The sequence below is a fragment of the Pseudomonas sp. NPDC089530 genome (assembly GCF_050280705.1).
Classification (GTDB): domain Bacteria; phylum Pseudomonadota; class Gammaproteobacteria; order Pseudomonadales; family Pseudomonadaceae; genus Aquipseudomonas.
Window position 1 is genome coordinate 24,328 of record NZ_JBNNVU010000064.1, and the last position, 8,039, is coordinate 32,366.

The following is an 8,039-nucleotide window of genomic DNA, read 5'->3' on the forward strand; positions in this document are numbered from 1 at the left end:
CGTGATGCTCGTGTACGGTAAAGCCTCCGCCCACCCGATCAGGAGAAGACTGTGAACGAAATCACTCAGCTTGCCGCTGAACTTGGCAGACGCCTGCAGGTTCTGAATGCCCACGTCACCACCGCCGAATCCTGCACCGGTGGCGGGATCGCCGAGGCCATCACCCGTATTCCGGGGAGCTCGGCCTGGTTCGAGGCGGGCTACGTGACTTATTCCAATCGCCAGAAGACCCAGCAACTGGGGGTGCCGGAAGCGCTTTTCACCTCCGTCGGGGCGGTCAGTCGCGAGGTGGTCGAGGCGATGGTGCGCGGGGCGCAGGGGAAAAGCCGGGCGCATTTCGCCGTGGCGGTCAGCGGGGTGGCCGGCCCGGACGGCGGTTCGCCGCAGAAGCCGGTGGGCACCGTGTGGCTGGCCTGGGGTGTCGGCGAGAGCCTGACGAGCGAGTGCCGACGCTTTGCCGGAAACCGGGACGACGTCCGCCGACAAACGGTGAAGGCCGCGCTAGAGGGCTTGCTGCAACATGCCGCGGCAGAAATCTCAAAACAGGGGTAGGCGAGCCACGAACGCTGTGGAATAATACTGGCTACTTATACAGGTGTTGGCCGTCAGGCCTTATTGATTACGTGAGGACTTTAATGGACGACAACAAGAAGAAAGCCTTGGCTGCGGCCCTGGGTCAGATCGAACGTCAATTCGGCAAAGGTGCCGTAATGCGTATGGGCGATCACGACCGCCAGGCGATCCCGGCCATTTCCACAGGCTCTCTGGGTCTGGACGTCGCGCTCGGCATCGGCGGCCTGCCAAAAGGCCGTATCGTTGAAATCTACGGTCCGGAATCGTCCGGTAAAACCACCCTGACCCTGTCCGTGATTGCCCAGGCCCAGAAGAATGGCGCCACCTGCGCCTTCGTCGACGCCGAACACGCCCTGGACCCTGAATACGCCGGCAAGCTGGGGGTCAACGTCGACGACCTGTTGGTTTCCCAGCCGGACACCGGCGAGCAGGCGCTGGAAATCACCGACATGCTGGTGCGTTCCAATGCCATCGACGTGATCGTGGTCGACTCCGTGGCGGCCCTGGTGCCCAAGGCCGAGATCGAAGGCGAGATGGGCGACATGCACGTGGGCCTGCAGGCCCGCCTGATGTCCCAGGCGCTGCGCAAGATCACCGGTAACATCAAGAACGCCAACTGCCTGGTGATCTTCATCAACCAGATCCGCATGAAGATCGGCGTGATGTTCGGCAGCCCGGAAACCACCACCGGTGGTAACGCCCTGAAGTTCTACGCTTCGGTCCGTCTGGATATCCGTCGTACTGGCGCGGTGAAGGAAGGTGACGAAGTCGTCGGTAGCGAAACCCGGGTCAAGATCGTCAAGAACAAGGTCGCCCCACCGTTCCGTCAGGCTGAATTCCAGATCCTGTACGGCAAGGGTATCTACCTGAACGGCGAGATCATCGACCTGGGCGTACTGCACGGTTTCCTCGAGAAGTCCGGTGCCTGGTACAGCTACCAGGGCAACAAGATCGGTCAGGGCAAGGCCAACTCGGCCAAGTTCCTGCAGGACAACCCGGAAATCGGTAACGCCCTCGAGAAGCAGATTCGCGACAAGCTGCTGGCGCCGAATGCGGACGCCAAGGCTCTGCCGGTCAACGAGAGCATCGATGACATGGCCGACGCGGATATCTGATCGATCCGATGACCGCCGTACTCGATACCCTCGTCGCAGTGCGGCGAGTCGCCATGGACCTGCTCGCGCGACGCGAGCACGGTCGAGTCGAGCTGACGCGTAAACTGCGTCAGCGTGGCGCCCCTCCCGAGATGATCGAAACGGCCCTTGACCGTCTAATGGACGAAGGGCTGTTATCCGAATCCCGCTACCTCGAAAGCTTCGTTTCCTCTCGTGCCCGTTCCGGCTATGGCCCCCTGCGTATTCGCGAAGAACTCAACCAGCGCGGTTTGCCGCGTGCCGACATCGAGCTCGCCCTGCGTGAGAGCGGTGTCGACTGGCAGGCGCAACTGGAGGATGTCTGGCGGCGCAAGTTTGCCGGGCATTTCCCGATAGATGCCAAGGAGCGCGCCAAACAAGGCCGCTTTCTGGGGTATCGGGGCTATTCGATGGACATGATCGGCCGCTTGTTGAGCGGCCGAAGGATGGACGATTGACCTGTGGGGCCCGCGAGCTGAAGGCGCGGGCCGCTGCTTTTGTGCTCAAGTGACCTTGAGCGGTTCTCTGTTGCGTTGTGGCGTCCTGGCCTGGTTCACGGCCCAGTTTTCCGGCAGGTTGATGAAGTCGATCAGTTCGCGCAGGCGACCGTTGTCGCGGGCGTTGAAGGTGAACGACAGGCGTGCCAGATGGCTGAACTCCGGCTCGTTGTGCTCCTCGCCATTGTAGGCATGTTGATGGAAGTGATCGCTCAGGCACAGGTCGGCGAAAGTCGTCTGCATCTGCGCGAGCGCCGGTTCGCTGAGTTTGTGATTCATGCGAATGACAAACTGGTGTTTCAGCCAGCGACTGGAGTGGAAGTTGCTGTAGAACTGGTTGATTTCCGCGACCGCCTCCTCGGTGTTGTGGACCAGGCGCATCAGCTTCATGTCGGTTGGCAGGATGTAGCGGTTGTTTTCGAGCTGGTTGTGGATGAAGTCCAGCGCTCCTTGCCAGAAGGTCCCTCCCGGGACATCCAGCAGCACCACTGGCACCACCGGGCTCTTGCCAGTCTGGATCAGGGTCAGTACTTCCAGTGCTTCGTCGAGGGTGCCAAACCCACCCGGGCATAACACCAGGGCGTCGGCTTCCTTGACGAAGAACAGCTTGCGGGTAAAGAAGAAGTGGAAGGACAGCAGGTTGCCTGTGCCGTCCACCGTCGGGTTCGCATGCTGCTCGAAGGGCAGGGTGATATTGAACCCCAGGCTGTGATCGCGACCGGCCCCTTCGTGGGCTGCCGCCATGATGCCGCCACCGGCCCCGGTGATGACCATCAGGTCGGAGCGGGCCAGGGCCGCGCCGAGTTCTCGCGCCAGGCCGTACAGCGGATGTTCGATCGGCGTGCGCGCTGAGCCGAACACCGTCACCTTGCGTCGCCCCTTGAACTGCTCCAATACGCGAAAGGCGTGTTCCAGTTCGCGCAGGGCCTGCAAGGTGATTTTGGCATTCCAGCGGTTGAGGTCGTCCTGAGCCATGCGCAGGACAGTGAGGATCATGTCGCGATACAGGGGAATGTTAGGGCTGTTGGGGGCGATCAGGTTGAGTTGTTCTTCGACCTTGCTGAGGTCGATACCGTTGCTCTGAAAATGACGACTGAGGAGGTCATTCGGTTCGTAAGGCATTCAACTTCTCCTTCTGCACAGAACCTTTGACGCGAACGAAGCATTCGTTGGCGTCACGACACCGCTTGTGTCGCTGTCAGCCCGGCTCCAGCGGCCGGTTCGCCAGGGCGGAAAAACCCTGTTGTGGCCTGCGGGCCATCCATACCGGTTCTGCTTTTCCTTGATTTATAAAGCACTGCACAGCAAGACGCGCTTGGGCGGCCTCCGGATCCACCCAGGATAATTCAGCATGAACACCTTGAAATCTAGACCTTCATGCCGGTTCGCGCTGAGTTGATCATGGGCCTCTGAAGTCGGGACTGGCAATCACTTATTACGGCTGGCGAGCACGGCTCTCACCACCTGTCTGGACACGTGCCGCCTGGCCCAGGCTCTGATTTACTAAGGTACAGCGCCAACAAGACAGCTTGGCGTCAAGGGCTGGATGCCGAAATCAGGTGTGTCGCGCAGGTAATGGCGAGTTGGGGGCACGGAGGCTGGTGATGAAAAAAGTAGTGCTGGAAATAGATGTGCAGCTGTATCGACTGCTGCAGGCGGCGGCAGAGGCCAATCATCTGTCGCTTGAAGAAGAGTGTCGGCGCCGGCTGGAAGGAGGGGAGCGTCGTTCGAGCTATTTGCAGGCGCTGTTGGCGGAGCTGCGGGCCGATGATCAACAACGGCGCGCAGCAGGGCACTGAATTACTTTTTCTTCTTCGCCGGGGCCGGGCAGTCCGACTCCTGGAAGCGGGCCGAGGCGACCGGGCGGTTGGTCCGGTTTTCGGTGAATTCGTAGCGCATGACCGCGCCTTTGGCCATCAGCTTGCGGTAGTTCGGATCGCGGCATACGCTGGCACCCAGTTGCAGGTAGACCGCCTTGGGGTTGGCACGCATTTTTTCGGCGTGTTCGGCCTGCACGCTGAGGTGGTTGATCAGTTCTTTGCCTTCGACGGTATAACCCTGGTCGAGGATGTTCTCGTTAATCTCCCGAGGCGTGCCGACGTTACTTTCCTCGGCGGTTTTCTGCAGGGTCTTGTTCAGTTCGTAGTCTTGCAGCGATGCAGCCTGAGCACTGAACGGCAAGGCCAGCAGAAGGGCAGCGGTGGGAACGATAAAGCGCAACATGAAACTCTCCTGGTTCAGTGACTGGTGCTTCGACCCGTCACGCGACTGTGCGTTCAGTGGCGGCGAATTATAGGGGAGCAGGGGTAGGCGGTACAGGCTTGGGCGGATAGCTCTGATAAACTTGTGCGACTTTTCAGCTTCCCGAGTTCCTTTCGTGTCGATTCCTTCTTCTTGCCAGGACGGCCTTTAATGAGTCACGCCGTTTCCCGCCTGCGGGCCCAGCGTCTGGCTCGTGCGGTCAGGCCTTTTACCGCGCGGGGTTCCCGGGCGGAGCGCTGTCCGGACTGCCGGGTGATTCCCAGCCATTGCATGTGCGCCTGGCGGCCCCGGGTTGCGGCACGTTCGGCGATGTGCCTGATCATGCATGACGTCGAACCGATGAAACCGAGCAATACCGGCTGGCTGATCGCCGATGTCATCGAAGACACCACGGCGTTCCCCTGGTCGCGGACAGAAGTCGACCCACAACTGCTGGCCTTGCTGGCCGATCCCCAGTGGCAGCCTTATGTGGTGTTCCCCGGGGAGTTCGTCGCGCCGCAACGGGTGGTGAGCGAAGTCCGTCTGGAGGAGGGCAAGCGCCCGCTGTTCATCCTGCTGGATGCGACCTGGAGCGAAGCGCGCAAGATGTTCCGCAAAAGCCCTTACCTTGAGCACCTGCCGGTTCTGAGCCTGGAGCCCGAGCAGTTGTCGCGCTACAAGCTGCGACGCTCCAAGCGGGATGATCATTTCTGCACTGCGGAGGTGGCGGCGCTGTGCCTGGAGCTGGCTGCCGACCAGCAGGCCAGCGAAGGGCTGGATGCTTATCTGGATGTGTTCAGCACCCATTATCTGTCGGCCAAGTTCCAGCGCGATATCGACCCCGATGACGAGACACACACCCGTCTCAAGGCTTTCCTGTAAGGCCTGATGCACCTGGCTGCGGTTTTTCGGCCAGAATTATGCGAGCGGCATGCTGCTCGACATCAGGACGCAGCCGAGCCGGGATATCGGCGCGCAACGCTTGGCTTTGCGTGATGGCACTCTTATTAGTTAGCCAGCTAAGATGTCCCGCGGCCCGAAGCTTGACCACCCCGGCTTCGCTGGGCATGCTGGGCGCCGATTAGGGCGCGACCGATCTAGAAACGCCGTATTTCCGGGCTTTTGGCGTTGATCGTGCTCTTTGGGTGCAGCATTCTGGCTGACACCTGTGTTGCCTTGGCGGGGACCGAATGCATCGGTCCTGCCATAAAAAACAGGATCATTTGAAAATGGCCACATACGAAATCCTGATTGCCGATGACCACCCCCTCTTTCGTAGCGCGCTGCATCAGGCGGTGACCCTGGGCCTCGGCCCGGATGTCCGTCTGGTGGAAGTGGCGAGCATTGCCGAACTGGAAGCGCGCCTGACCGAAAAGGCCGATTGGGACCTGGTATTGCTGGACCTGAACATGCCAGGCGCCTATGGCTTTTCCGGCCTGGTGCTGTTGCGCGGTCAGTACCCGCAGATTCCGGTGGTGATGGTGTCGGCACAGGAAGAAGCATCAGTGATGGTGCGTTCACGTGAATTTGGCGCCAGCGGTTTCATTCCCAAGTCCAGTTCCCTCGAAGTCATTCAACAGGCCGTGCGCAGCGTGCTCGACGGCGACGTCTGGTGGCCGCCCCAGGCCTTCGAACAGGTGGATGTCTCCGCCGAAGCCAAGGCCGCCAGCGAAGGCCTGGCCAGCCTGACGCCGCAACAGTTCCGCGTGCTGACCATGGTCTGCGAAGGCTTGCTGAACAAGCAGATCGCTTATGAACTGAACGTTTCGGAAGCCACCATCAAGGCCCATGTGACGGCGATCTTCCGCAAGCTGGGGGTGCGTACCCGCACTCAGGCGGCGCTGCTCCTGCAACAACTTGAGTCAATTTCCAGCCAGTAACTGGTTATTTCTTCACGCTTTTTTGACTTTGGTTGAACTAGCTTTCCCATTCCTTATTGTTCTAGTTGCCTACTTTATGTCGCCTTTCAAAGGTCAAACCGGTCTTAAACGCATCCTCAATGCCGGGGGCTATTCCCTCGACGGTCTGCGTGCGGCTTTCACTGGTGAAGCAGCGTTTCGTCAGTTGGTGCTGCTCAACGTCATTCTGATCCCTGTGGCCTTCCTGCTGAATGTCAGCCGGGTGGAGCGGGCGTTGCTGATCGCGGTCTGCCTGCTGGCGCTGATCGTCGAGCTGCTCAATTCGGCGGTCGAGGCGGCGATCGACCGCATCTCCCTGGATCGCCATCCGCTGTCGAAAAATGCCAAGGACATGGGCAGCGCCGCGCAACTGGTGGCCCTGAGCATGATTACCGTGGTCTGGGCGGTAATCCTGATTTAAGGGATGCTCGGCAGCACGATCTCGTCGCTGCGCTGCACCCCGGCGGTAAAGGCGCGGCAGAGTTCGAGGAATTCGCGCATCGCCGAGGTCTGGTACTTCTGTTTGTGCCAGATGAAGTAGAACTGCCGGGCCAGGTCCAGGTCCGGCGTCTCCACCGGGACCAGGCTGCCGCGCCGGAAGGCGTCGCGCAATGCCAGCCTGGAAATGCAACCGATCCCCAATCCCGACTCCACCGCGCGCTTGATCGCTTCGGTGTGTTCCAGTTCGAGCCGGATATTCAGCGCACTGCGGTGATGACGCATGGCCTGGTCGAAGGTCAGGCGCGTGCCCGAGCCCTGTTCGCGGAGGATCCAGGCTTCGTGGGTCAGTTCATCCATGGTCGCATGGCCGCGTTTGGCCAGCGGATGCTGTGGGGCGCAGAACACCACCAGTTCGTCCTCGACCCAGGTTTGCACCTCGATGTCCGGGTGGCTGCAGTCGCCTTCGATTAGACCCAGGTCAATTTCGTAATGGGCAACCTGTTGCACGATATGCGCAGTGTTCTGCACATGGAGTTTGACCTGGCTCTCCGGGTGGACCTGCATGAAGCTGCCGATCAACAGGGTCGCCAGGTAGTTGCCGATGGTCAGGGTCGCCCCCACCGACAAGGAGCCGAAGCCGGATTTGCCGTTGAGCAGGTCTTCGATTTCCTTGGCCTGGTCCAGCAGAGCCACCGCCTGGGGCAGCAGTTGTTTGCCCAGGGCGTTGAGGCTCAGGCGTTTGCCGGCGCGATCGAACAACTGGCAACTGGACTGCCGTTCGAGCTCGGTGATCGAGGTGCTCGCCGCGGACTGGGAAAGGGCCAGCAGCCCGGCAGCCCGAGAAACGCTCTCTTGCTGGGCGACGGCGACGAAGACTTGCAGTTGACGGAGAGTGAATCGCATATCGATATAACCGATAACCCTTATCTTAATAATCCAGTTAACAGATATTGTCGCCGCCATTAGAATGCTGTGCAATTGTGCGCCATTCATTTATCACCGAACACGCGCAGACAACTTCCCAGGAGTCCCCCGTACATGAGCAACATGAACCACGAGCGCGTCCTCAGTGTTCACCACTGGAACGACACCCTGTTCAGCTTCAAGTGCACCCGCGATCCGGGCCTGCGCTTCGAGAACGGTCAGTTCGTGATGATCGGCCTGCAGCAACCCAACGGCCGCCCGCTTATGCGCGCTTACTCGATCGCTGAAAGCCGCTGGCGGTGAAGATCCGCGCGAGCCAGAAAGCAATGAAC

The 8,039-nt window shown here is 60.3% G+C and carries 10 protein-coding genes and 1 pseudogene; 8 read left to right on the forward strand and 3 right to left on the reverse strand.

Annotated elements, in window-relative coordinates; genetic code table 11:
- Nucleotides 1-51: 51 nt before the first annotated feature.
- The 3 genes from ACQKQA_RS21380 to recX all read left to right on the forward strand — a co-directional run bounded on the left by ACQKQA_RS21380 (nt 52) and on the right by recX (nt 2,164).
- On the forward strand, nt 52-552 hold the full coding sequence (locus tag ACQKQA_RS21380; RefSeq protein ID WP_427562023.1) for a CinA family protein: 501 nt from the start codon (nt 52-54) through the stop codon (nt 550-552).
- Between the two features lie 83 nt (nt 553-635).
- Entirely contained in the window at nt 636-1,688 is a 1,053-nt protein-coding gene (gene recA / locus ACQKQA_RS21385; RefSeq protein WP_427562026.1) for a recombinase RecA, read from the forward strand.
- Nucleotides 1,689-1,696: 8 nt separating this feature from the next.
- The gene (gene recX / locus ACQKQA_RS21390) at nt 1,697-2,164 is read left to right on the forward strand and encodes a recombination regulator RecX (protein WP_427562029.1); all 468 of its coding nucleotides are present in this window, start codon (nt 1,697-1,699) and stop codon (nt 2,162-2,164) included.
- 45 nt (nt 2,165-2,209) lie between these two features.
- Here the strand turns inward: recX and ACQKQA_RS21395 are convergent, their stop codons facing one another.
- Nucleotides 2,210-3,325: a TIGR00730 family Rossman fold protein gene (locus ACQKQA_RS21395; protein WP_427562032.1), complete on the reverse strand. Its 1,116-nt coding sequence runs from the start codon at nt 3,323-3,325 to the stop codon at nt 2,210-2,212.
- 482 nt (nt 3,326-3,807) lie between these two features.
- Between ACQKQA_RS21395 and ACQKQA_RS21400 the strand changes: the two genes are divergently transcribed.
- Nucleotides 3,808-4,002 carry a hypothetical protein gene (locus tag ACQKQA_RS21400; protein WP_427562035.1) on the forward strand — a complete coding sequence of 65 codons (195 nt, stop codon included), beginning with the start codon at nt 3,808-3,810 and terminating at the stop codon, nt 4,000-4,002.
- A 1-nt stretch (nt 4,003) separates the two neighbouring features.
- Here the strand turns inward: ACQKQA_RS21400 and ACQKQA_RS21405 are convergent, their stop codons facing one another.
- Nucleotides 4,004-4,426: a PA3611 family quorum-sensing-regulated virulence factor gene (locus tag ACQKQA_RS21405; protein ID WP_427562038.1), complete on the reverse strand. Its 423-nt coding sequence runs from the start codon at nt 4,424-4,426 to the stop codon at nt 4,004-4,006.
- A gap of 189 nt (nt 4,427-4,615) precedes the next feature.
- Between ACQKQA_RS21405 and ACQKQA_RS21410 the strand changes: the two genes are divergently transcribed.
- From ACQKQA_RS21410 to ACQKQA_RS21420, 3 genes are all read left to right on the forward strand, one after another.
- Nucleotides 4,616-5,326: a tRNA-uridine aminocarboxypropyltransferase gene (locus ACQKQA_RS21410; RefSeq protein WP_427562041.1), complete on the forward strand. Its 711-nt coding sequence runs from the start codon at nt 4,616-4,618 to the stop codon at nt 5,324-5,326.
- Between the two features lie 347 nt (nt 5,327-5,673).
- The gene (gene erdR, locus ACQKQA_RS21415) at nt 5,674-6,324 is read left to right on the forward strand and encodes a response regulator transcription factor ErdR (RefSeq protein ID WP_427562044.1); all 651 of its coding nucleotides are present in this window, start codon (nt 5,674-5,676) and stop codon (nt 6,322-6,324) included.
- 76 nt (nt 6,325-6,400) lie between these two features.
- On the forward strand, nt 6,401-6,763 hold the full coding sequence (locus tag ACQKQA_RS21420) for a diacylglycerol kinase (protein ID WP_427562047.1): 363 nt from the start codon (nt 6,401-6,403) through the stop codon (nt 6,761-6,763).
- On the opposite strand, the gene ACQKQA_RS21425 is transcribed toward ACQKQA_RS21420, so the two are convergent.
- Complete coding sequence (locus ACQKQA_RS21425) at nt 6,760-7,686, reverse strand: LysR family transcriptional regulator (protein WP_427562050.1); 927 nt, start codon at nt 7,684-7,686, stop codon at nt 6,760-6,762. The genes ACQKQA_RS21420 and ACQKQA_RS21425 overlap by 4 nt on opposite strands.
- Nucleotides 7,687-7,821: 135 nt before the next feature.
- Between ACQKQA_RS21425 and ACQKQA_RS21430 the strand changes: the two are divergent.
- Nucleotides 7,822-8,004: pseudogene (locus tag ACQKQA_RS21430) on the forward strand (ferredoxin--NADP reductase); the annotation flags it as partial.
- Between the last annotated feature and the right edge of the window lie 35 nt (nt 8,005-8,039).